Source organism: Nocardioides sp., from assembly GCF_047607185.1.
Lineage (GTDB): Bacteria > Actinomycetota > Actinomycetes > Propionibacteriales > Nocardioidaceae > Nocardioides.
Genome location: NZ_JASGDQ010000040.1, coordinates 1 through 21983, shown reverse-complemented (window position 1 = coordinate 21983; position 21983 = coordinate 1). Strand labels below are relative to the sequence as shown.

The 21983-nt window shown below is 71.0% G+C and carries 20 protein-coding genes; 12 read left to right on the top strand and 8 right to left on the bottom strand.

Going from position 1 to position 21983, the window contains the following annotated elements; all coding sequences use genetic code 11:
- Window positions 1-21 precede the first annotated feature (21 nt).
- Window positions 22-882, top strand: a complete 861-nt coding sequence (locus QM595_RS03845) for a class I SAM-dependent methyltransferase (RefSeq protein ID WP_415170203.1) — start codon at window positions 22-24, stop codon at window positions 880-882.
- On the opposite strand, the gene QM595_RS03840 is transcribed toward QM595_RS03845, so the two are convergent.
- Window positions 869-1291, bottom strand: a complete 423-nt coding sequence (locus QM595_RS03840) for a hypothetical protein (protein ID WP_415170202.1) — start codon at window positions 1289-1291, stop codon at window positions 869-871. The genes QM595_RS03845 and QM595_RS03840 overlap by 14 nt on opposite strands.
- A gap of 145 nt (window positions 1292-1436) precedes the next feature.
- Window positions 1437-5054, bottom strand: coding sequence for a S8 family serine peptidase (locus QM595_RS03835; protein WP_415170201.1), 3618 nt, complete (start codon window positions 5052-5054; stop codon window positions 1437-1439).
- 409 nt (window positions 5055-5463) lie between these two features.
- Between QM595_RS03835 and acs the strand changes: the two genes are divergently transcribed.
- The 6 genes from acs (at window position 5464) to QM595_RS03805 (ending at window position 12844) form a co-directional block, all read left to right on the top strand.
- On the top strand, window positions 5464-7449 hold the full coding sequence (gene acs / locus QM595_RS03830; RefSeq protein WP_415170200.1) for an acetate--CoA ligase: 1986 nt from the start codon (window positions 5464-5466) through the stop codon (window positions 7447-7449).
- Between the two features lie 165 nt (window positions 7450-7614).
- Complete coding sequence (locus QM595_RS03825) at window positions 7615-8751, top strand: diguanylate cyclase (protein WP_415170199.1); 1137 nt, start codon at window positions 7615-7617, stop codon at window positions 8749-8751.
- Window positions 8752-8805: 54 nt separating this feature from the next.
- Window positions 8806-9318, top strand: a complete 513-nt coding sequence (locus QM595_RS03820) for a GNAT family N-acetyltransferase (protein ID WP_415170198.1) — start codon at window positions 8806-8808, stop codon at window positions 9316-9318.
- Window positions 9319-9371: 53 nt separating this feature from the next.
- A complete protein-coding gene (locus QM595_RS03815; protein WP_415170197.1) occupies window positions 9372-11057 on the top strand; it encodes an amidase in 1686 nt (561 codons plus the stop codon).
- A 138-nt stretch (window positions 11058-11195) separates the two neighbouring features.
- On the top strand, window positions 11196-12413 hold the full coding sequence (gene nhaA, locus QM595_RS03810; RefSeq protein ID WP_415170196.1) for a Na+/H+ antiporter NhaA: 1218 nt from the start codon (window positions 11196-11198) through the stop codon (window positions 12411-12413).
- 35 nt (window positions 12414-12448) lie between these two features.
- Window positions 12449-12844: a phage holin family protein gene (locus tag QM595_RS03805; RefSeq protein ID WP_415170195.1), complete on the top strand. Its 396-nt coding sequence runs from the start codon at window positions 12449-12451 to the stop codon at window positions 12842-12844.
- 16 nt (window positions 12845-12860) lie between these two features.
- Here the strand turns inward: QM595_RS03805 and QM595_RS03800 are convergent, their stop codons facing one another.
- Window positions 12861-13571 (bottom strand): Crp/Fnr family transcriptional regulator, encoded by a 711-nt coding sequence (locus QM595_RS03800; protein WP_415170194.1) that lies wholly within the window; start codon window positions 13569-13571, stop codon window positions 12861-12863.
- A gap of 277 nt (window positions 13572-13848) precedes the next feature.
- Here QM595_RS03800 and nth point away from each other — a divergent pair, with 277 nt between their 5' ends.
- From nth to QM595_RS03780, 4 genes are read left to right on the top strand one after another with little or no spacing between them, the layout of a single operon-like run.
- Window positions 13849-14580 carry an endonuclease III gene (gene nth, locus QM595_RS03795; protein ID WP_415170193.1) on the top strand — a complete coding sequence of 244 codons (732 nt, stop codon included), beginning with the start codon at window positions 13849-13851 and terminating at the stop codon, window positions 14578-14580.
- Window positions 14580-15164 carry a TlpA disulfide reductase family protein gene (locus QM595_RS03790; RefSeq protein WP_415170192.1) on the top strand — a complete coding sequence of 195 codons (585 nt, stop codon included), beginning with the start codon at window positions 14580-14582 and terminating at the stop codon, window positions 15162-15164. Before nth ends, QM595_RS03790 begins: the two co-directional genes overlap by 1 nt.
- Window positions 15161-15856 carry an NUDIX hydrolase gene (locus QM595_RS03785; RefSeq protein ID WP_415170191.1) on the top strand — a complete coding sequence of 232 codons (696 nt, stop codon included), beginning with the start codon at window positions 15161-15163 and terminating at the stop codon, window positions 15854-15856. The genes QM595_RS03790 and QM595_RS03785 overlap by 4 nt, the downstream gene beginning before the upstream one ends.
- Window positions 15853-17025: a MarP family serine protease gene (locus QM595_RS03780; protein WP_415170190.1), complete on the top strand. Its 1173-nt coding sequence runs from the start codon at window positions 15853-15855 to the stop codon at window positions 17023-17025. Before QM595_RS03785 ends, QM595_RS03780 begins: the two co-directional genes overlap by 4 nt.
- A 231-nt stretch (window positions 17026-17256) precedes the next feature.
- Here the strand turns inward: QM595_RS03780 and QM595_RS03775 are convergent, their stop codons facing one another.
- From QM595_RS03775 to QM595_RS03760, 4 genes are read right to left on the bottom strand one after another with little or no spacing between them, the layout of a single operon-like run.
- Window positions 17257-18036, bottom strand: a complete 780-nt coding sequence (locus tag QM595_RS03775; RefSeq protein ID WP_415170189.1) for an MBL fold metallo-hydrolase — start codon at window positions 18034-18036, stop codon at window positions 17257-17259.
- Window positions 18033-18728 carry an NUDIX hydrolase gene (locus QM595_RS03770; protein WP_415170188.1) on the bottom strand — a complete coding sequence of 232 codons (696 nt, stop codon included), beginning with the start codon at window positions 18726-18728 and terminating at the stop codon, window positions 18033-18035. The genes QM595_RS03775 and QM595_RS03770 overlap by 4 nt, the downstream gene beginning before the upstream one ends.
- Window positions 18725-19180: a RidA family protein gene (locus tag QM595_RS03765; RefSeq protein WP_415170187.1), complete on the bottom strand. Its 456-nt coding sequence runs from the start codon at window positions 19178-19180 to the stop codon at window positions 18725-18727. Before QM595_RS03765 ends, QM595_RS03770 begins: the two co-directional genes overlap by 4 nt.
- The gene (locus QM595_RS03760) at window positions 19177-19329 is read right to left on the bottom strand and encodes a DUF4177 domain-containing protein (RefSeq protein WP_139230050.1); all 153 of its coding nucleotides are present in this window, start codon (window positions 19327-19329) and stop codon (window positions 19177-19179) included. Before QM595_RS03760 ends, QM595_RS03765 begins: the two co-directional genes overlap by 4 nt.
- Window positions 19330-19441: 112 nt before the next feature.
- On the opposite strand from QM595_RS03760, the gene QM595_RS03755 reads away from it, so the two are divergent.
- Window positions 19442-20449, top strand: coding sequence for an ArsA-related P-loop ATPase (locus QM595_RS03755; protein WP_415170186.1), 1008 nt, complete (start codon window positions 19442-19444; stop codon window positions 20447-20449).
- An 11-nt stretch (window positions 20450-20460) separates the two neighbouring features.
- Here the strand turns inward: QM595_RS03755 and QM595_RS03750 are convergent, their stop codons facing one another.
- Window positions 20461-21714, bottom strand: coding sequence for an IS110 family transposase (locus QM595_RS03750; RefSeq protein ID WP_415170185.1), 1254 nt, complete (start codon window positions 21712-21714; stop codon window positions 20461-20463).
- Window positions 21715-21983: the final 269 nt, after the last annotated feature.

Below are 21983 nucleotides of genomic sequence, written 5' to 3'. Positions count from 1 at the left end.
TGAACGGTAGCCTAGGCAGCGATGACCGATCCCAGCCGCTCCTTCGGGAAGGTCGCGGACGCCTATGACCGCGGCCGGCCCTCCTATCCGCGCGAGGCGGTGGAGTGGCTGGTGGGAGCCGGGCCGAAGCAGGTCCTCGAGCTCGGCGCCGGCACCGGCAAGCTGACCCGGACCCTGGTCGAGCTGGGTCACGAGGTCTTCGCCACCGACCCCGACGACGCGATGCTCGACGTGCTCAGCCGCAACCTGCCCGAGGTGCGCGCCACTGCCGGCACCGCCGAGCAGATCCCCGCGCCCGATCAGTCCTTCGACGTGGTCATCGCCGGGCAGGCCTACCACTGGTTCGACCCCGAGACGGCGCTGCCCGAGATCGCCCGGGTGCTCAAGGAGGGTGGCGTGCTCGGGCTGGTCTGGAACCAGCGCGACGAGTCCATCCCGTGGGTGCGCAAGCTGGGCGGGATCATCGGCAAGCACGTCGAGAACGTCGACCCCACCCACGACCTGGAGTCGTCCGGGTTCTTCGCGACGCCGGTCGCCGAGACGTTCAAGTTCTGGCAGCAGATCGACCAGCACAGCGTGGTCGACCTGGTGCTGTCGCGCTCGGTCAACCTCGACCTGTCCGAGGAGGAGGTCGCCGCCAAGCGGGCGGCGACTCTGGCCTTCTACGAGGACTACGGCCGGGGCATGGACGGTATGAAGCTGCCCTATCTCACCTACGTCTACCGCGCGCTGGTCACCGACCGGCCGGCGCGGCCCGCGATGCCGACCACCCTGGTCTCGACCACCTCGAGCGAGGGCGGCGATGACACCGCGGTGCGGCTGCCGCGCGTGCTCGACGGCGACGACCCCGGCACCGACGAGCTGATCTTCAGCTTCCGCTGAGTCCCGGCTCCGACTGGCCGTTTGCCGCGGCCCTCCGCTCGGCCCGGCGGGCGGCGACGTCGGCGTCGCTGCAGAAGTCACGCTGGTGACGTTTGAGGCACAGCAGCCCCAGCAGATGGCCGTCGTCGGTGACGACCGCCCGTCGCCGCTCGCCGGCGGCGATCATCAGCTGTCGCAGCGGCTCCAGCTCCGCGTCGGGCGAGACGGTACGGCCCTCGAGCGACGACCAGGGCAGCGCCGGACCGGAGGCGAAGGGCGGCAGGTCCTCGGGCACGAGAGTCCCCAGGAGCGTCCCCGACCGCACGATGAGGATCATGTGGAGCTTGGGGTTGGCGAAGCCCTGCCGCGCCGCCTCAACCGTCAGCTCCGGCCCGTCCAGGTTGGCGCGGGTCAACAGGGCGTCGCGCACCCGAGCGAGGCGGACCTCAGAGCGCGTTCGCGAACTCGGCGTCGCCGGGCTCCACGCGAACCCGCCCAGCTCCTCCATGGCTCTGATCATAGAAGCCGCTCGTAGCACCGCGAGCCGGGGCGGGCCAGCGGGCGCCTCGCATGTGTCACCTCTTGCGCTTGACGGTGATGCCCTTCTTCGCGGTGGCGGGCGCGACGGCCGCGTCACCGGAGTAGGTCACGGTGAGCTTGATCCGGCCGGGCTTCGTGGCCTTCCTCAGCCTCACCGTGGCGACGCCGTTGACCAGCTGGACGGTGTAGACCTTGGTCCTCTTGCCCTGCTTGGCCTTGATGGTGACGGTGCCGGTCGGGGTCACGCCGGTGGCGAAGACCGTCACCGTGACCTTCGGCCGGACACCGACCTTGACCTTCTTCTTGGCCTTGACCGTCAGCGCCGGGGCCACCTTGTCGGCGACCACCAGCGAGACCGCCGCCGAGGTGCCCGCCTTGGTCAGACTGTCACCGAGATAGCTCGCGACGACGGAGTGGGTGCCGATGGCGAGACCGCTCAGCGTGGTCGTCGCCTTGCCGGCGGCGTCGAGCGTGCCGGTAGCCCTCACCGCCCCGTCGACCAGGAACTGCACCTGGCCGGTCGGCACGACGCCGGTCGACGAGGTGACCGTCGCGGTGGCCTCGCTGGAGCCGTTGGCAGCGACGCTGGCCGGCGTCAGCGCCAGGCCGACCGTGGCGTCACCGACCTCGTCACCGACCTCGTCGGCGACCCGGGTGAGGTTGACCGGCACCTGACCGAGGTCGTCGGGCGAGGAGATGCCGGTGCCCAGCGTGACCGTGCCGAACCAGGTCTGGCCCGGCTCCATGTCCGGCTCGTCGAACGCGGTCGTGAGCGGGAAGGACACTCCGGCCTCGACCGACTCCGGTCCGGTCACGGTGAGGTTGCCGGGGCTGCCGGACACCACCGCGGTCGTCAGGTCGACGGTGTCGGTGGCCCCGTCGCCGGCCTCCCAGTCCTGGACCAGGACCCAGTAGCTGCCGCCGTACGGTGGCACGAAGTCGCAGGACTCCTTGGAACCGCCGCTCGCGCTGTAGCAGACCAGGTTGTCCGGGTCCACAGCTCCCCTGCCGACGTAGAGGTCGAGGTCCGTGGCGGTGGCATTGGCCAGGCTGGCCACGACCCTGGTGGCGTTGGCCGGGACGGTCAGACGCTTGATCCGGACGCCGTCTTGCGGTCTGAGACCGTCGAACGGGTCGTCGTAGGTCGGGTCCTGAACCAGCGAGAGCTGGTCGGTCTGGCCCAGCACCAAGCCGCTGGAGGACACCTGCAGGTCGTCGGTGGCGACGGTCCGGAAGCCGTCGGTGGACTGCGAGCCCGAGTCCTGGCTCGTCGTGATGTCGATCGAGTCCGGCAGTACGGCGTCGCTGGGCAGCACCGCAACGGGAAGGTGGGCGACCGGCGCCGTCGAGCCCGCCGGCGGCGTCAGCGTCACCTTGCCGAAGAGCCAGTCCTCGGTGCTGGCGGCGGAGTCGACCTGCGCGGTGACGACCAGGTCCGCCGTACCGCCTTCGCTCAGGTCGATCGAGTCCTCGGCGACGCTCAGCTGGAGGTCGCCGGAGTCGGACTCCGTGGTGACGGTCCAGGTGCCGACGCCGGTGGAGGTGCCGGTGAGCGTGCGGGTCCACGAGCAGCTGACCAGGCACTCGTCGTCGGCCATGCTCGCCAGGTTGAGGGTGCGCACGTCGCCGCCCTCCTGCGGGTTGGCCGCGAGATAGTCCTCCTCGTTCTCGTCGAGCACGAAGCCGGCCTCGGCCGCCTTGGTCAGGTCGACGCGGCCCGAGCCCATGTCGAACCAGCCGGCCGGCGAGACGCCGTCGTCGTTCTTGACGTCCTCGGAGGCGGTCGTCATCAGCGCGGACTGCCGCTCGGCGGGCGACCAGTCGTCGTGTACGGCGTGCAGCAGCGCCAGCGAGCCGGCGGTGTGCGGGCTCGCCATCGAGGTGCCCGACTCGAACTCGTAGTCGATGTCGTTGTCGGTGCCGGCCGCGGCGAGGATGTCCACCCCCGGCGCGGCGACCGAGGGGCTGATGATCGACATGGCGCCGTTGGGGCCGCGACTGGAGAAGGCGGCCATGATGTCGGCGACGTCGTCACCGACGTACTTGACGCCACCTGAGAGCGACGCCTCCGGGTTGTCGTCCTTGTGGTCGGCCAGCCAGGCACGCAACGCGACGCCGTCGTCGTAGGTGAGGTGGACCGCCGGCAGCACGTGGGCGTCGGCGTTGAGCGAGTCACCGCTGGCCTCGTCGTTGACCAGGATCATGCCGGCACCGCCGGCGTCGAGCACCGCCTGGCCCTTCTCGAGGCGACCGTTGGTGCCGCGCAGGCAGACCACGATCTTGCCGGCCACGGCGTCGGTGTCCAGCTCGCCGTCCTCGCACAGCTCGTCGCCGGCGTCGGCGGCGTCGATCAGGGGGTACGTGCCGTCGGTGGCGGCAGCGAAGGCGACGCCGTCGATGTCATCGAGCGTCGAGCCGTCGTCGGCGGAGATGTCCTGGACCTCGGCCTGCCACTGTCGGTTGTGCGTCGTGGCGGCGGCGCTGGTGACCCACGGTGCGTTGGCCGGGCTGCCGACGGTGGTGTCGTCGGGGCCGTCGTTGCCGGCCGAGACGGCCACGTCGATGCCGGCCGCCCGCGCGTTGAGGAAGCCCACGGCGTCGGGAGCCACCAACTCGTCCCACGGGTCGGTGGCGGGCGCGGAGGAGCCGATGGAGTAGTTGATCACGTCGACCTCGTCGGCGATCGCCTGGTCGATGGCAGCGATCAGCGCCGCGCCCTCGCAGCAGGCGGCGTAGGCGATGATGTTGGCGTGGGGGGCGACGCCCTTGATGGTCTCGGTCGTCGAGAACTCGTTGGCAGTGCCCTCTGCGGCATAGGTAGTCGCCGAGACCTGGTTGCCGGCGGCCGTGCTGGCGGTGTGGCTGCCGTGGCCGTCGTAGTCGTAGTCGGTGCCGCCGTCGGTGTCGGAGCTGAGGAAGTTGTAGTAGCCGATCAGCTTGTCGTTGCAGCCCCAGTCGGGGATGTAGGCGCCGCCCGTGGACTGGTCGCCGTCGGTGTTGTCGGGGTCGCAGACGCCGTAGTAGTGATCGCGCGGATTGGTGACGGTGTAGCCGTCGCCGCCCTCCGAGACCGGGACCGTCGCGGCGAAGGAGGGGTTGGCGGCGTTGATGCCGGTGTCGATGATGCCCACGACGACGCCCTCGCCCTTGCTGCCGACCCCGTCGGGCACGTCGTCGCCGTCCCAGATGCCCGGGGCGCCGATCCACTCAGGGCCGACGTCGGTCTGCAGTTCGCGCTTGATCTCGATCTGGACCGCGGAGATGCCCGGCAGCTTGGCGACCTGGGCGGCCTGGGCGCGCGTCAGCGAGACGGCGAAGCCGTTGATCGCGTTGGTGTAGGTGTACTCAACCTCGAGCGGCGACCCGGTGATGCCACGGATGTCGGACTTGATCGCGGCCTGGTCGTCGAGGATCTGGCTGCGGTAGCGCTTCGCGCTCGGCACCTTCGCCGTTGTCCGCGACGTCGCAAGCGCGCGGGTCGGTACGGCCGGGTCGTCGAGTTGGACGATATAGGTCTCGGGACCCGGGCCGTCGCCCAGCGCGATCACGGTGCCGTCCTTCTCGGTGCCGCTATCGGAGCCGGTGAGGGCCGTAGCGCTCGCTGGCTTGAGCCCGGCACTACCCGTCGTGGCGGACGCCGACGACAGCGTCACGGGGAGAGCGGCGACAACGAGCGCTGCAGTGACGCCCGCAAACAGGTGGCGATGAGATGGCACCCCGAGACCTCCGGTTCAAGAGACTGCGGTCGTGCCCGACCGGCACGACGTACGTATCTCGGCATCGTAAGAGGTAGCGGCCGGGCCGGGAGTACCCACCCCGAATTGGCCCTCGTCTGGTGGCGTCCGCCACTCCCGCGTGCCCGTTGCCGAGGAGCCGGCGCGAGCGCCCTACGCGTGTCAGTTTGCGCCCGGTCACCAAGGTGCGGGTGTCAGTTTGCGCCCGGTCACCAAGGTGCGGGTGTCAGTTTGCGCCTGCTCACCAAGGTGCGGGTGTCAGTTTGCGCCTGGTCGGCACGGGCCTAGTGTGGGACAGGCCACCTCCACCAGTTGAAAGAGCCGAGACGTGAGCGACGAGACGCTGTCCAACCTGTTGCATGAGAGCCGCCGTTTCGAGCCGCCCGCCGAGCTCGCGGCGCAGGCAAATGTCACCGCCGACGCCTATGCCGCCGGCGAGAGCGACCGGCTGGGGTTCTGGGCGGAGGCGGCCGGGCGGCTGTCGTGGGCCGAGCCGTGGGGCACGGTGCTCGACGACGCCAACCCGCCGTTCTACAAGTGGTTCACCGGCGGGCGGCTCAACGCCGCCTACAACTGCGTGGACCGCCACGTCGAGGCGGGCAACGGGGACCGGGTCGCGATCCACTGGGTCGGCGAGCCGGTGGAGGACACCCGCACGATCACCTACGCCGACCTGCAACGCGACGTCTCCCGGGCCGCCAACGCGCTCACCGCCCTGGGCGTGGGCGAGGGGGACCGGGTGGCGATCTACCTGCCGATGATCCCGGAGGCGGTGGTGGCGATGCTGGCCTGTGCCCGCATCGGCGCGATCCACACCGTCGTCTTCGGCGGCTTCTCCGCCGAGGCGCTGGCTGCCCGCGTCGAGGACTGCCAGGCCAAGCTGGTCATCACCTCCGACGGCGGCTACCGGCGCGGTGCTCCCTCCGCGCTCAAGCCGGCCGTGGACGAGGCGCTCGACAAGGCCGCCGCCGCGGGCTGGACCGTCGAGCACGTCCTGATGGTGCGTCGTACCGGCCAGGACGTGGCCTGGAATGACGAGATCGACGTGTGGTGGCACGAGGTCGTCGACACCGCCTCCGACCAGCACACGCCATCGGCCTTCGACGCCGAGCACCCGCTGTTCGTGATGTACACCTCCGGCACCACCGGCAAGCCCAAGGGCATCCTGCACACCACCGGCGGCTACCTCACCCAGGCTGCCTGGACGCACTACGCCGTCTTCGACCTCAAGCCTGAGGACGTCTACTGGTGCACCGCCGACGTCGGCTGGATCACCGGCCACTCCTATATCGCCTACGGCCCGCTGGCCAATGGCGTCACCCAGGTGCTCTACGAGGGCACCCCGGACTCGCCGGAGCGGGGCCGCTGGTGGCAGATCATCGAGGAGTACGGCGTCACGATCTTCTACACCGCGCCGACCGCGATCCGCTCCTTCATGAAGCAGGGCCGCGAGATCCCCGATGCCCGCGACCTGTCCTCGCTGCGCATCCTGGGCAGCGTCGGCGAGCCGATCAACCCCGAGGCCTACGTCTGGTACCGCACCGTGATCGGCGGCGACCGCACCCCCGTGGTCGACACCTGGTGGCAGACCGAGACCGGCGCCATCATGATCTCCCCGCTGCCCGGCGTGACCGCCGGCAAGCCCGGCTCGGCGATGAACCCGCTGCCCGGCATCACCGCCGACGTCGTCAACGACGAGGGCGTGCCGGTGCCCAACGGCTCCGGCGGCTACCTGGTCCTCACCGGTCCGTGGCCCTCGATGCTGCGCACCATCTGGGGCGACGACCAGCGCTACGTCGACACCTACTGGGCCCGGTTCCGCGACCAGGGCTACTACTTCGCCGGCGACGGCGCCAAGAAGGACGAGGACGGCGACCTGTGGGTGCTGGGCCGGGTCGACGACGTCATGAACGTCTCCGGCCACCGGCTGTCCACCACCGAGATCGAGTCGGCGCTGGTCTCCCACCCGAAGGTCGCCGAGGCCGCTGTGGTCGGTGCGACCGACCCCGACACCGGCCAGGCGGTGGTCGCCTTCGTCATCCTCCGCGAGACTGCGACATCCGAGGGGGGCGGCGACCCGGCCGGCATCGAGCAGGAGCTGTCGGCGCACGTCCGTGCCGAGATCGGCCCGATCGCCAAGCCGCGCCAGATCATGGTCGTGCCGGAGCTGCCCAAGACCCGCTCGGGCAAGATCATGCGGCGGCTGCTGCGCGACGTCGCCGAGAAGCGCGAGGTCGGCGACACCACCACCCTCGCCGACGCCTCCATCATGGACCTCATCGCCGCCGGGCAGGCCACCTCGACCGAGGACTGACCCGCGGGCCGGCCGACGGGGGTCTGCGTCGGCCGGCCGGATGGGGCCTCGCGCGAGCCGGCTGGGAAGCGCTGATCAATGGCGCCGCGGCGCGCAGCAGGCGGGATCGATCAGCGATTCCCTAGGATCGGGTTCACTCGCAACCCGTCCACGAGGAGTCGCCGCATGGTCGTGTGGGGCTGGCTGCTCGCCGTGGCCAGTGTTGCGGCGGCGGCCCTGGTCGTCGTACGCCGGCGCCCGGGGCCTCTCGACACCGCCGTCCTCCTCCTCGGCGGGCTCGGCGTCGCGATCTGGAATGTCACCGGCGGCTTCTACCTGGTCGGCCCCTTGACGCCTCCCACCGGCGCACTCTTCCTCGTCGGCATCTCGCTCGCCGTCACCACCTGGCTGGTGCTCGCTCGCCGGCTCGCCTATCCCGAGTGGCGGCCCGCGTCCACCGTCCTGGTGCTGCTGGCGGTGGAGCCGACGCTGCTCGCTCTCAGCACGCTGCTGCCGGCCGACACCTGGGGCGAGCTGTTCTGGCCGCCCGAGCCGTGGCGCGAGGAGCCGTTCGGACTCGGCTACCAGATCCACAGCCCGTACTGCATCGTGCTCATCGCCGTCGGCGCAGCCGCGCTGCTGCGACGAACCGAGCAGACCACCGGGCTCGACCGGATCCTGGCGCTCGGCGCAGTGGTGTCGGTGTCCCTCGGCGTGGGAGCCCTGATCGCCGGAGTGCGCAGCCTGCCGATCACCGGGTTCGTCGCGCTGCTACTCCTCCTGGTCGCCTTCGACCGCACCCACACCGGCGCGGCCGGCGTCGCCGCGGCCGCCGAGCGCGATCCCGTCACCGATGCGCTGGGCCGCAGGGGGCTCGATCTCGTGCTCGCCCACGCCGTCGAGTTCGCGGATCGCCGTAGGACGCCGCTGTCCGTGATGGTGATCGACATCGACGACTTCAAAGGCGTCAACGACACCCACGGTCACATCGTCGGGGACCTGGCGCTGCGCCGGGTGGTCGACCGGGCCCGGGCCGCGACCGGTGGCCTGGTCGGTCGGTTCGGCGGCGACGAGTTCGTCGTGGTGCTCCTGGGAACGGCGCTGGCCGAGGCCGTCGAGCACGCCCAACTGCTGGCCCGAGTCGTCGCCGAGCCCTTCGACGCTGCCGGCAGCCCGGCCGCGCTCACGGTGAGCGTCGGGGTGGCCGAGTACGCCGGCGGCCCGGCGGAGGACCTGCTGGCCGCCGCCGACGAGGCGATGTACGTCGCCAAGCGTCACGGTGGCGGCGGAGTCTCGACGGCCTCCGCACAGCCGACCGGCTGAGCGAGTGCCCGAATCCGGTGGTGTCACCGCACCCGTCACTGGTCTGATGGGCCGGTGACCTCCCTCCTCAAGCCTTCGCTCGACCACTACGACGCCTGGGCGGAGTGCGTCCGCGACTACGAACGCTTCGAGGACATGAACGGCTCCGGCTGGTGGTGGCTGGAGGACTTCGGGCCCGACCTCGACAGCTGCCGGCGGATGGTCGCCAAGGCGCGCGAGCTGGCCGTCGCGCCGCCCGAGGGGCTGGTGGTCAGCGACTGCTACTGGGTCGCCGAGCAGGCCGCGGTGATCGGCTTCCTGATGGTCCGGCACTCGCTCGACAACGAGTTCCTGCGCACCCAGGGTGGCCACATCGGCTACAGCATCCGGCCGTCGTACCGCCGGCAGGGTCACGCCTCCCGCGCCCTCGGCCTCGCGCTGGACCGCGCCCGCGAGCTCGGCCTCGACCGAGTGCTGCTCACCTGTCTGCTCGACAACCTCGCCTCCGCCAGGACCATCGAGTCGCAAGGCGGCGTCTTCGAGAGCGTCTACGACGACAAGCGCCGCTACTGGATCACCCTCAAATAGCCAGCAACCGTCCACAGGGGCGGCCCGTGACCCGACCGTGCCAGGATCGTCGCGTGTTCGACGTGGCGGAGGCGACGATCCAGGACCTGCGGGCGGCGCTGGAGTCGGGAGCGGTCACCAGCGTGGGGCTGGTCGCGGCCTACCAGGCCCGGATCGCGGCGTACGACCGGAGTGGCCCGCGGCTCAACGCGGTCGTCGTCGACAACCCTGAGGCATTGGCGCAGGCGCGTGCCTCGGACGTACGGCGGGCGCGCGGCGAGACGCTGGGGCCGCTGGACGGCATCCCCTACACCGCCAAGGACTCCTACCTGGTGCGCGGACTCAGCTGCGCCGCCGGCAGCCCGGCGTTCGCGCGGCTGGTGGCCCAGCGCGACGCCTTCACCATCGAGCGGCTGCGGGCGGCCGGGGCGATCTGTCTCGGGCTGACCAATATGCCGCCGATGGCCAACGGCGGTATGCAGCGCGGCCTCTACGGCCGGGCGGAGAGTCCCTACAACGGCGACTACCTGACGGCGGCGTTCGGGTCGGGTTCCTCCAACGGCTCCGGCACCGCGACGGCGGCGAGCCTTGCGGCGTTCGGGCTCGCCGAGGAGACCTGGTCGAGCGGCCGGTCGCCGGCCTCCAACAACGCGCTGTGCGCCTACACCCCCTCGTGGGGCGTCATCTCGACGCGCGGCAACTGGCCGTTGGTGCCGACCATGGACGTGGTGGTGCCGCACACCCGCACCATGGCCGACCTGCTCGAGGTGCTCGACGTGATCGTCGCCGACGACCACGACCCCCGGGGCGACTTCTGGCGGACCCAGCCGTGGCTGCCGATCCCCCTGGCCAGCCGGGTCCGGCCGCCGACGTACACCTCGCTGCTGCCCGCGGAGCTGGCCGGCGCCCGGCTGGGCGTGCCGCGGATGTACCTCAACCGGGACCCCGGCGCCGGCGGCGTCGGGATCGGCGGCCCGACCGGCCAGCGCATCGAGACCAGGGCGTCGGTCATCGACCTCTGGGAGGTGCTGCGCGCCGACCTCGAGGCGGCCGGCGCCACGGTGGTGGAGGTGGACTTCCCGGTCGTCAGCAACTACGAGGGCGACCGGCCCGGGGCGCCGACGATCAGGACCCGCGGGCTGGTCTCCCCGGAGTTCCTGCGGCGCGAGATCGTGGACCTGTCCGCCTGGGCGTGGGACGACTTCCTCCGGGCCAACGGCGACCCGGAGCTCTCCTCGCTCGCCAACGTGGACGGCGCCACCATCTTCCCGTCGCCACCGGGCGCGCTGCCCGACCGCTACACCGGCTTCGACGACGACATCGCCGGCTATCCCGACGTGGTTCGCGAGCGTCCGTACGCCGCGCTGACCGACATCCCCGAGCTGGCCGCCGGGGTGCGCGGGCTCGAGGAGACCCGGCGCCGCGACCTCGACCAGTGGCTCGACGACAACGCGCTCGACGCGGTGGTCTTCCCGGCGGCGGCCGACGTCGGCCCGGCCGACATGGACCTCAACCCCGCCGCGGCCGACCTCGGCTGGCGCAACGGTGTCTGGGTGAGCAATGGCAACCTGGTGCCGCGCCACCTGGGCATACCGACGGTGACGGTGCCGATGGGGACGATGGCCGACATCGGGATGCCGGTAGGGCTGACCATCGCCGGCAGGGGGTACGACGACACCGCGCTGCTGCGGCTCGGGCTCGCCATCGAGGCAACCCGGGTCCGGCGTACCGCACCACCACGCACGCCACCACTGGGGTAGTGCTCGGTAGTGTTGCCACCGGTGTGCCGGGAAGTCTGGTCGGCGATCATGGTCGCCTGCCCGAAGGACATCTGTGAGCGAGCTTGCGAGCGAACCGACAGCACCACGGCGGCCACGAGCGAAGCGAGGGGCGGAGCCGTGAGCAGCAACCGACTCTTCCAGCGCGGCTCGTTCCTGGAGTCGTCCCGCGTCGCCGAGATCCTGCGCGCCGAGACCGCCGGCGGTCTGCTGCTCATCGCCGGCGCGATCGTCGCGATCGTCTGGGCCAACAGCCCGTGGCGTGACTCCTACGAGGCCCTTCGCGACGCCCGGCTCGGGCCGGGCGCCCTTCACCTCGACCTCACCATCGGCCAATGGGCCAGCGACGGACTGCTGGCGATCTTCTTCTTCGTGGTGGGCCTGGAACTCAAGCGGGAGTTCGTGGCCGGCGACCTGCGCGACCCGCGCCGGGCGGCGCTGCCGATCGCGGCCGCCTTCGGCGGCATGGTGGTGCCGGCACTGGTCTACGCGGCGGTCAACCTCGGTGGCCCGGGGGCACAGGGCTGGGCGATCCCGATGGCCACCGACATCGCCTTCGCGGTGGCGGTGCTGGCGGTCATCTCGACGCACCTGCCCAGCGGGCTGCGGACGTTCCTGCTGACGCTGGCGGTGGTCGACGACCTCGGCGGCGTCAGCGTCATCGCGATCTTCTACACCGACGAGCTGCACCTGCTCTGGCTCGGCGCCGCGCTGGTGCCGATCGCCATCTTCGGGGTGCTGGTGCAACGACGGATCCGCAGTCCGTGGCTGCTCGTCCCGCTCGCCGTGCTCGCCTGGGGACTGCTGCACGCCAGCGGCATCCATGCGACGGTGGCCGGGGTGCTGCTCGGCTTCACGGTCCCGGTCCGGGGTGGGAGCCACAGCCTCGCCGAGCACTTCGAGCACCTGATCCGGCCGATCAGCGCCGGCTTCGCGGTCCCGGTCTTCGCGTTCTTCGCCGCCGGGGTGGCCATCGGCGGATGGAGTGGGCTGACCGGGGCGCTCGCCGACCGGGCCGCGCTCGGCATCATCGCCGGCCTGGTGCTGGGCAAGACGGTCGGCATCACCGCGGCGACCTGGCTGCTCCACACCTTCACCCAGGCCGAGCTGGACGACGAGCTGGCCTGGATCGACGTGGTCGGCATGGCGATGCTCGGTGGCATCGGGTTCACGGTGTCGCTGCTGATCGGCGAGCTGGCCTTCGGGCACGGCAGCGTGCGCGACGAGCACGTGAAGGTCGGCGTGCTGGTCGGGTCGGTAGCGGCGGCCGTGCTGGCTGCCGTCGTACTCCGCGCCCGGAACCGGGTCTACCGACGGATCGCCGACGAAGATCGGTAAGGTCGGACCCGCACCATCACTCGACAGGGGGATCCATGGCCCAGCAGCAGGACGAGCCGACGATCGGGCGACTCGTCGCCGACGCCAGCCGCGACATCTCCACGCTGATCTCCAAGGAGATCGAGCTGGCGAAGTCAGAGCTCAAGGTCTCGGTGCGGGCCGGCGGCACCGGCCTGGCGCTCTTCGCGGTGGCCGGCTTCCTGGTGCTGCTGGCGATCATCATGCTCTCGGTCGCGCTGGCCTACTTCATCAACTGGAACGGCCGCGGCCTGAGCCTGCACTGGGCGTTCCTCATCGTCTTCGGCGTCTACCTGCTGCTCGCCGGCCTGCTCGCCTTCATCGGCGTCAGGAAGGTCAAGCAGGTCCGCGCCCCGAAGAAGGCGATCACGCAGGCCCAGGAGATCCCCAAGGCCCTCAAGGGAAAGAACTGAACGAATGCCCGCCTGCTCAGCGGGCGCGGCGGGCCATTCGCTCGACGTCCATGATGACGACGGAGCGGGGCTCGAGGCGGAGCCAGCCGCGGGAGGCGAAGTCGGCGAGCGCCTTGTTGACCGTCTCGCGGGAGGCGCCGACCAGCTGGGCGAGCTCCTCCTGGGTGAGGTCGTGGTGGACGTGTACGCCGTCGTCGGCGGTGCGGCCGAACCGGTCGGCGAGGTCGAGCAGCGCCTTGGCGACGCGACCGGGAACGTCGGAGAAGACCAGGTCGGCGACGACGTCGTTGGCCTTGCGGAGCCGACCGGCGATCTGGGCGAGCAGACCGCGGGCAACGGCCGGGCGGCCCTCGAGCCAGCGCAGGAGGTCCTCGTGGGACAGCGAGGCGAAGCTGACATCGGTGACGGCGGTGACCGTGGCCGAGCGCGGGCCGGGGTCGAAGAGCGAGAGCTCGCCGAACATGGAGCCCGGGCCGAGGATCGCCAGCAGGTTCTCCCGGCCGTCGGACGACGTACGTCCGAGCTTCACCTTGCCGTCGAGGACGACGTAGAGCTTGTCGCCGGTGTCGCCCTCATGGAACAGCACATCCCCGCGGCGCAGCTTGGTCTCGGCCATCGACGCGTGGAGTGCCGCCATCGCCTCGTCGTCGAGCGCGCTGAACAGCGGCGCCTGACGGAGTACGTCGTTGTCCACCCCAAACCTCCCAAAGAGATGCCGCGCCAGCATGACCCGGTGACTGAATCCTAGCCAGTCTGCTTGCTCCCAGGCAGCAATGGGTGCTCACGGATTGAACGAGTTGGGGAAACGCTGATCAATGGCGCCGTAGCGAGCGTTGCGAGGCGAGTGCGCTGGCAAGCCGCGGGCGCAAAGGCAGGCTGGAGCCCTGTCGAGCGTCAGCGGCGCGGCCAGTGTGCCGCGTAGCGGCGCGCAGCAGGCGGGATTGATCAGCGTTTCCCGGGAGGTCCGATCGGGCACTGTCGGCGCCTCGTCCTACCCTAGACGCGTGTCGACCACCGCGCCCGCAGCCGCTCCGAAGGGCCCCGAGACCGCGACGGCGCTGGTGCGGCGGGCGCGCAAGATCGACCGGATCCTGGCCCAGACCTATCCCGACGCGAAGGCCGAGCTCGACTTCCGTAACCCCTTCGAGTGCCTCGTCGTGACCGTGCTGTCCGCGCAGACCACCGACAAGCGGGTCAACGCGGTCAGCCCGAGGCTCTTCGCCGCCTATCCCGACGCCAGGGCACTCGCCGCCGCCGACCGCGCGGTGGTCGAGTCGATCGTCGGGCCGCTGGGCTTCTTCCGGGCCAAGACCGACGCGCTGCTGAAGCTCTCCGCCGCCCTGGTGGCCGACTACGACGGCGAGGTGCCGGCGCGTCTCGACGATCTGGTCAAACTGCCGGGCGTGGGCCGCAAGACCGCCAATGTGGTGCTCGGCAATGCGTTCGGGATGCCCGGCATCACCGTCGACACCCACTTCGGACGGCTGGCGCGCCGGTTCGGCTGGACGAGCGAGACCGATCCAGTCAAGGTCGAGCACGCCGTCGGGGCACTGTTCCCGAAGAAGGACTGGACGATGCTGTCGCATCACCTGATCTGGCACGGCCGGCGCTGCTGTCACGCCAAGAAGCCGGCGTGCGGGGCCTGTCCGGTGTCCGGGCTGTGCCCGTCGTACGGCGTGGGGCCGACCGATCCGGTCGCCGCGGCCAAGCTGCTGCGGACCGAGGGGCCCAACTGATGAAGCGGCTGATCGTTCTCGTGGCGCTGCTGCTCACGGCTTGTGATGGTGCCGGCATCACGCCGCCTCACGACTCTGACATCGACGTCGCCACGCCGGAGCTGGTCGCGATCAAAGCCAAGACGGGCATCGTCGACTGTCCGACCGGGCAGACGACCGATGGAGGCCTGCCGAGGAAGAAGCTGCAGTGCCTTGGCGGCGGCACCGAGACCGACCTTTCCACGCTGAAGGGACCCCTGATCCTCAACTTCTGGTCCTCGGCTTGCGCCTACTGCATCGATGAGATGCCGGCGCTGGAGGAGTTCTGGGAGAAGTACGGCGACCGGGTTCCGATCCTGGGCGTCGACACCAACGACACCTATCCCGGCGTGGCGCTCAAGCAGGCTCACGAGCGCGGCGTCACCTACCCGTTGGTGGCCGATCCGGGCGGCGACCTGCAACAGACCGATCTGCGCATCATCGGGCAGCCGACGTTCTTCTTCCTCTCCGCCGATGGCAAGTTGAGCGACGGCGTTCCGGGGGGACTGAAGTCGCTGGACGAGGTCGTGGCGATGGTCGACGAGCATCTCGGCCTGGACCTGTGAGCCGACCCGACTGGCTGGCCGACGTCGTGGCCGGCGCGGCGCACATCAAAGCCACCGACCTGACCGCCTTCGGGGTGCCGGAGGGCTCCGCCCCCCGGCGCAGCGCGGTGCTGATGCTCTTCGGCGAGAGCGAGCGCGGCCCCGACATCCTGCTCACCGAGCGCGCCCACACCATGCGCTCCCATCCCGGACAGGTCTCCTTCCCCGGCGGGTCGCTCGACCCCGGCGAGACTCCGATCGAGGCGGCGCTGCGCGAGGCCGACGAGGAGGCCGGCATCCCGCCCCAGTCCGTGGACGTGCTGGGCACGCTGCCGGAGCTCTACCTCCCGCCGAGCCACTTCGCGGTGACTCCCGTGCTGGGCTGGTGGGACGACCCCCGCGAGGTCGAGCCGGCCAGCGCCGAGGAGGTGCACGCGGTCTACCGGGTGCCGATCAGCGAGCTGGCCGACCCGGCCCACCGGATCACGGTCGTCTCACCGCGACACGGCTGGAAGACGCCCGGCTTCCTGATCGGTCCCGACAAAGACGTCATCTTGTGGGGATTCACCGGGGGTGTCGTCGCGCGATTCCTCGACTTCCTCGGTTGGATCGACGACATGCCCGACGCGCCCGAGGTGGACCTGCCGCCGTACATGCTCGCCGGCCGCGAGCGCGCCCAGGACCGCGACGTCCAGGAATGGTCGCACGAGTGAACTGGATCGACTGGTGCCTGGTCCTGCTGCTGGTGGCTTACGCGCTGTCGGGCTACTGGCAGGGCTTCGTCACCGGCGCGTTCGCGACCGCCGGGCTGCTGCTCGGCGGCCTGCTGGGCGTCTGGCTGGCGCCGAGGCTGCTCGGTGACGCCGCGCCCTCGCTGTGGGTCTCGCTCGGCGCCCTGTTCGTCGTCATCCTGGCGGCGTCGCTGGGCCAGGGGGTGCTGCAGTACGTCGGCGCGAAGGTCCGCGACAGCATCCGCTGGCAGCCGGTCCGCCTCGTGGACGCGGTCGGTGGCGCCGCGCTCTCCGCGCTGGCGGTGCTCCTGGTGGCCTGGGCGCTCGGCGTCGCGATCTCCGGCTCGCGCATCTCCGGCATCACCAACGCGGTCCGCGGCTCGACGATCCTCAGCAGCGTCAACGGCGTGATGCCGAGCGGGGCCAGTCGCGCGCTGGACCGGTTCAACAACGTCGTCGGCACCTCGTTCTTCCCCCGCTACCTCGAGCCGTTCGCACCGGAGCGGATCGTCAAGGTGGGCGCCGGGCCGAAGCGGCTCAAGACCGACCCCGACGTCGTACGCGCCGCCGGCTCGGTCCTCAAGGTGACCGGCACCAACTCCTGCGGCAGCGGCGTCGAGGGCAGCGGCTTCCTGGTCGCGCCGGGCTACCTGATGACCAACGCCCACGTCGTCGCCGGTGTCACCGACCCGGCCGTCGAGATCGGCGGCGAGGAGACCGCCGGCCGGGTCGTCCTCTACGACTCCGGCATCGACATCGCGGTGATCTCCTTCGACAGCGGCGCGGCCAATCCGCTGGAGTTCGACGACACCGCCGAGCCGCAGGACGGCGTCGCGATCCTGGGCTACCCCGAGGATGGGCCGTACGACGTGCAGCCGGGCCGGATCCGCTCCCAGCAGCGGCTCCGCTCGCCCGATATCTACGGCCAGGGCACCGTTATCCGAGACGTCTACTCCATCCGCGGCCTGATCCGTCCCGGCAACTCCGGCGGTCCGATCGTGGACTCCGACGGCGAGGTCGTCGGCGTCGTCTTCGCCGCGTCGGTGACCGACCCCGACACCGGCTACGCGCTCACCGCCGGCCAGGTGGAGAAGCTCGCCAGCGAGGGCGCCGGGCGCACCGCCCGCGTCTCCACCGGCGGCTGCGCCTGACCCGCCCCCCGCCCGCCGAGAGGTCCCTCATTGCCCCTCGAAAAGTCCCGGATTGCCCCGCGAAACGTCCCGAATCGCCCCTCGAGAGGTCCCGGATCGCCCCTCGAAAAGTCCCGGATCGTCACCGGGCAATCAGAGACCTCTCGGCGGGCAGAAAGAGACCCCTCGAGGGGCAATGAGAGACCTCTCGGCGGGCAATCAGGGACCTCTCGGCGGGCGGGGGGAGCGGGGTCAGCGGGTGGCTAGATAGGCCAGCTGGGCTCGGACGGAGAGCTCGGCGGCGCCCCAGAGGACCCGGTCGACGTCGGCGTACACGATCTCGACCACCTGGCGTGGGTCGGCCGATGCCGGGGTGGCGTCGAGCCGGCCGAGGGCGGTCTCGACCTGGGCGAGCCGTTCGCGCCGGTGAGAGATGTAGTAGTCGAGCACCGGCAGCGCCCGCTCGATGACCGGGCCGTGGCCAGGCCAGATCGCTTCGACCTCGTGGGCCTCGGCGAGCGCGTGCAGCCGGTCGAGGGAGTCGAGATAGGCGCCGAGGGCGCCGTCGGGGTGAGCCACCACGGTGGTGCCTCGGCCGAGCACGGTGTCGCCGGTGAGGATCGCGCCGTCGGAGGGCAGGTAGAACGACAGCGAGTCGCGGGTGTGGCCCGGCGTGGCGACGACGCGCACCTCGAGATCGCCGACGGCGACGACCTCGCCGTCGTGGAGCCCCTCGGCGCCGAGGGTGTACGCCGGATCGAGCGCCCGTACCGGCGCACCGACTCGCTCCGCGAGCTCCCGCGCCCCCGCGGAGTGGTCGAGGTGGTGATGGGTGAGCAGCACCCCGGCGACGTCGCCGGCCGCCGCCGCGACGGCCGCGAGGTGGGCATCGTCGAGCGGACCGGGGTCGACGACCAGGGACCGCTCGCCCGAGCGCAGCACCCAGGTGTTGGTGCCGTCGAGGGTCATCGGCCCCGGGTTGGCCGCCAGCACGCACTCGTGCGGTCCGAACGAGCCGCCCGCCCAGGTCATCGCCGCCGCGCCTCCAACAGTGGCACCATCCAGTCGGGCGCAGTGAGCAGCTCGCCCTCCAGCGTCGGCGTGAACATGGCGACGCGCGCCTCGACGGTCTCGGCCATGACCTCCTCGACCGAGGAGAAGGTGGCCAGCCGCAGCATCGAGCCGTAGGTCGGCGGCAGCATGGTCCACTCACCGGCGTCGGCCCGGTCGAGCGCGGCCGCGGGCGAGACCCACTCCACCGACGAGGACTCGGTGGACAGCTCCAGCGCCTCCTGGCCCTCGGGCAGCAGCGCGGTGAAGAACCAGGTGCGGTAGCGACGCGTCTCGAAGACCGGGGTCGTCCAGGCATCCCACAGGCCGAGCTCGCTCGGCGCGAGGATGACGCCGGTCTCCTCCTCCAGCTCGCGGACCGCGGCGGCGACGACGGCGGCGGCCTGGACCGGCGAGGCGGCGCCGAGCCGCTCGACCCAGCCGTCGGCGAGATCGACGACGTCCTCGGGCGCCACGCCACCGCCGGGGAAGGCAACCATGCCGCCGGCGAACGCCATCGACGTACGTCGGCGCATCACGAACACCTCCGGCCCGTCGGCGCCGGGGCGCAACAGCAGCACGGTCGCGGCGTCACGTGGCTCGACGGGGGTGACCGACCCGTCGGCGTACGCCCGGGCCTTCTCGATCAGCGACGGCGGCAGGGAGATCCTCACAGCTCGACGACGACCTCGACCTCGACCGGTGCGTCCAGCGGCAGCACCGGCACCCCGACGGCGGAGCGCGCGTGCTTGCCGGCCTCTCCGAAGACCTGGCCGAACAGCTCCGAGGCGCCGTTGGCGACCCCGGGCTGACCGGTGAAGTCGGGCGTGGAGGCGACGAAGGCGACCACCTTCACGATCCGCCTGACCAGCGAGAGGTCACCGACCTCCGCCTTGACCGCCGCGATGGCGTTGAGGGCGCACTGGCGAGCGCACTCGTACCCCACCTCCGAGGTCACCTCGCCGCCGAGCTTGCCGGTGGCGATCAGCGCGCCAGCACGCATCGGCAGCTGGCCTGAGGTGTAGACGTAGCTGCCGCTGCGCAGGGCCGGGAGGTACGCCGCCACCGGCGGCACCACCTCCGGGACGGTCAGGCCGATCTCGGCCAGAGCCTCCTCGGGGGTCATTCGACGGGCCGTTTGAAGTAGCCGACCAGGTTGCCGGAGCCGTTGTCGGTGATGGTGACGAGCTCCCAGCCGTCCTGGCCGAAATTGTTGAGGATCTGCCCCGCGACGTGGTTGAGGATCGGGGCGACCTGGTACTCCCACTTGGTCATACCCGCACCCTACTCACGTCCGACCGGGGGTGGACGCGACGGCGGGCGTTGCCCGGTGCACCCGACCTGACCCGCGCCCGCGACGGCGACCGCACCGCTACAGTCACCGTCTATGGCGACGGCGTCGGACTGGTCACGGGTGCGGTTGCACGTCGTGAGCGGGAAGGGCGGCACCGGCAAGTCGACGGTGGCGGCGGCGCTCGCCCTCGGGCTGGCCAGCCAGGGCAAGAACGTGCTGCTCTGCGAGGTCGAGGGCCGGCAGGGCATCGCCCGGATGTTCGACGTCGACCCACTCCCCTACGCCGAGACCCGCATCGCCACCGGCCTGACCGGGGAGGGGCAGACCCCGGGCAACGTCTACGCGCTCCACATCGACGCGGAGGCGGCACTGCTGGAGTACCTCGCGATGTACTACAAGCTGGGCCGCGCCGGGAAGGCACTGGACCGGTTCGGGGTCGTCGAGTTCGCCACCACCATCGCGCCGGGCGTGCGCGACGTGCTGCTCACCGGCAAGGTCTTCGAGGCGGTGCAGCGCAACAGCCGCAACAAGGGCGCCCGCCACTACGACGCGGTGGTGCTCGACGCGCCGCCGACCGGCCGGATCACCCAGTTCCTCAACGTCTCCGACCAAGTGGCCGGGCTCGCCAAGGTGGGGCCGATCAAGCATCAGGCGGACACCATGATGACCCTGTTCCGGTCGGTCCGTACGGCGGTCCACCTGGTCACCCTGCTCGAGGAGATGCCGGTCCAGGAGACCGCGGACGGCATCACCGAGCTGCACCGCGCCGGCCTGCCGGTGGGCGGCGTGGTGGTCAACCTGGTCCGCTCCCGCGACCTCGACCCCGCCGACCTGGCGGCGGCCGGAGCCGGCACCCTCGACCGCACCGCCATCGCGAAGGACCTCGACCGGGTCGGCATCGAGGCAACCCCGCAGCTGGTCGACGGGCTGGTGGCCGAGGCCGCCGAGCACGCCGAGCGGCGCGCACTGGAGGACGCCCAGCGGGAGGTCGTCCAGGGGCTCGAGGTGCCGTCGTACGAGCTGCCGAGACTGCCGGGCGGGGTCGACCTCGGCGGGCTCTACCAGCTCGCGGCGCTGCTGAAGGAGCAGCGACTGGCATGAGAAGCCCTGTGTCAAGCCGCCTGGTTCTGGGCGGCTGTGAGGACTCGTTGGAGGGCGTGGTGGCGGTCGGGGTTGTAGGCGACGTTTTGCTGCCAGCAGTGCCAGATGACGTAGAGCCAGGCGCGGGCGAGGATGCGGACGGCGTGGGGGTGGTCGTGGCCTCGGTCGCGGGCGCGTTGGTAGAGATCGGCGGCCCAGGGGTTGGTGTGGCGGGTGTCGCCGGCGAAGTCGGTGACGGCGTCGCGGAGTTGTTTGTCGCAGGACCAGCGGAAGGTGACGGCGCGGAGTTTGCCGGATTGTCGGGTCGAGGGTGCGGCGCCGGCGAGGCAGGCCAGCGATTCGGGGGTGGGGAACTTGGCTCGGCAGTCGCCGATCTCGGCGAGCAGCCGGGCCGCGCGGACGCGACCGGATCGGGGCAGGCTGGTGAAGATGTGGGCGTCGGCGTGCGCGGCGAGCTGGGCCTCGATCTGGGCCGAGAGTGTTTTGATCTGAGCGACCAGGGTGGTCAAGACCGCGAGCAGTGCCTGGGTGATGTGGGCTTGTGTGTCGGCGTCGGTGCCGGTGATGCCGCGGGGTGCGGCGGTCAGTCGGGCGTGCAGTGTGGCGGGGTCGGTCCGGCCGGAGTAGCCCTGTTTGGTCAGCCAGTCGGTCAGGCGTTGCGGGGTCAGCCAGTCGGCTCGGGTCTGGGTGGTGAACCGGCCCAGGAACGCCAGACTGATCGTGGAGTCGAGATCGGCGAACATCCCGACTGCGCCGGGAAACACATTACGCAGATGGGATCTGAGCTGGTTGGCTACCGCGACGCGGTGGGAGACGAGGTCCTTGCGGGCCCGGCAGGCACGGCGCAACGCGATGGTGTCGGCGGTGTCGGGCTCGAGCCGTCGCAGCCGGGCGCGGTCGGTGCGCAGAGTGTCGGCGAGCACGAACGCGTCGAACCGGTCGTCCTTGTTGCCTGCGGAGCCGTAGCGGCCGCGGAGGTTCTTGACCTGGTTCGGGCTGATCACCACTACGGTCAGTGCAGCGCCGAGCAGGGTGTCGATGACCGGTCCGTCGGGTCGTTCGATCGCTACCTCGCCGACACCGTGTCGAGCCAGAAAGGTGATCAGGTCACGCAGTCCGGCTGCGGTGTGTTCGACCATGGTGCGGGCGATCTCGCGGCCGCGTCGGTCGACGACGCTGACGGCGTGGTCGTCGCGTGCCCAGTCGATTCCGGCGGTCACGTCGTTGAGGGGTTCCTCGGGCAGGGTGTTGCTGGCAGACTTCACGTCAGCCTCCTCGCTGCTAGTCCCAGTGGGGAGGCACCTTCATCTGGTGCCGTGGGTACCGGGACGTGGCTGCCGGTTCGCTCACTGATCGGCGCTCGGAGGCGCTCAGCCCTGTCGACGGTCTGCACGTCCCGGGACACCACCAGACCTCGCAGATCTCATGCTGGACATCAACGGCGTCGAGCGAGCAGGGCGATGACCTGGTGGCACCTCGGGTGCATTGACGCTCCATCGGGAAGCGCCAACATCAGGAAGGTAGACCAGTGAGC

Excerpts from the sequence above, each read along its gene's own strand:
- QM595_RS03845 (WP_415170203.1), top strand. The coding sequence starts at position 22 with ATGACCGATCCCAGCCGCTCCTTCGGGAAGGTCGCGGACGCCTATGAC.
- QM595_RS03825 (WP_415170199.1), top strand. The coding sequence starts at position 7,615 with ATGGTCGTGTGGGGCTGGCTGCTCGCCGTGGCCAGTGTTGCGGCGGCG.
- QM595_RS03805 (WP_415170195.1), top strand. The coding sequence starts at position 12,449 with ATGGCCCAGCAGCAGGACGAGCCGACGATCGGGCGACTCGTCGCCGAC.
- QM595_RS03800 (WP_415170194.1), bottom strand. The coding sequence starts at position 13,571 with ATGCTGGCGCGGCATCTCTTTGGGAGGTTTGGGGTGGACAACGACGTA.
- QM595_RS03790 (WP_415170192.1), top strand. The coding sequence starts at position 14,580 with ATGAAGCGGCTGATCGTTCTCGTGGCGCTGCTGCTCACGGCTTGTGAT.
- QM595_RS03775 (WP_415170189.1), bottom strand. The coding sequence starts at position 18,036 with ATGACCTGGGCGGGCGGCTCGTTCGGACCGCACGAGTGCGTGCTGGCG.
- QM595_RS03765 (WP_415170187.1), bottom strand. The coding sequence starts at position 19,180 with ATGACCCCCGAGGAGGCTCTGGCCGAGATCGGCCTGACCGTCCCGGAG.
- QM595_RS03760 (WP_139230050.1), bottom strand. The coding sequence starts at position 19,329 with ATGACCAAGTGGGAGTACCAGGTCGCCCCGATCCTCAACCACGTCGCG.
- QM595_RS03755 (WP_415170186.1), top strand. The coding sequence starts at position 19,442 with ATGGCGACGGCGTCGGACTGGTCACGGGTGCGGTTGCACGTCGTGAGC.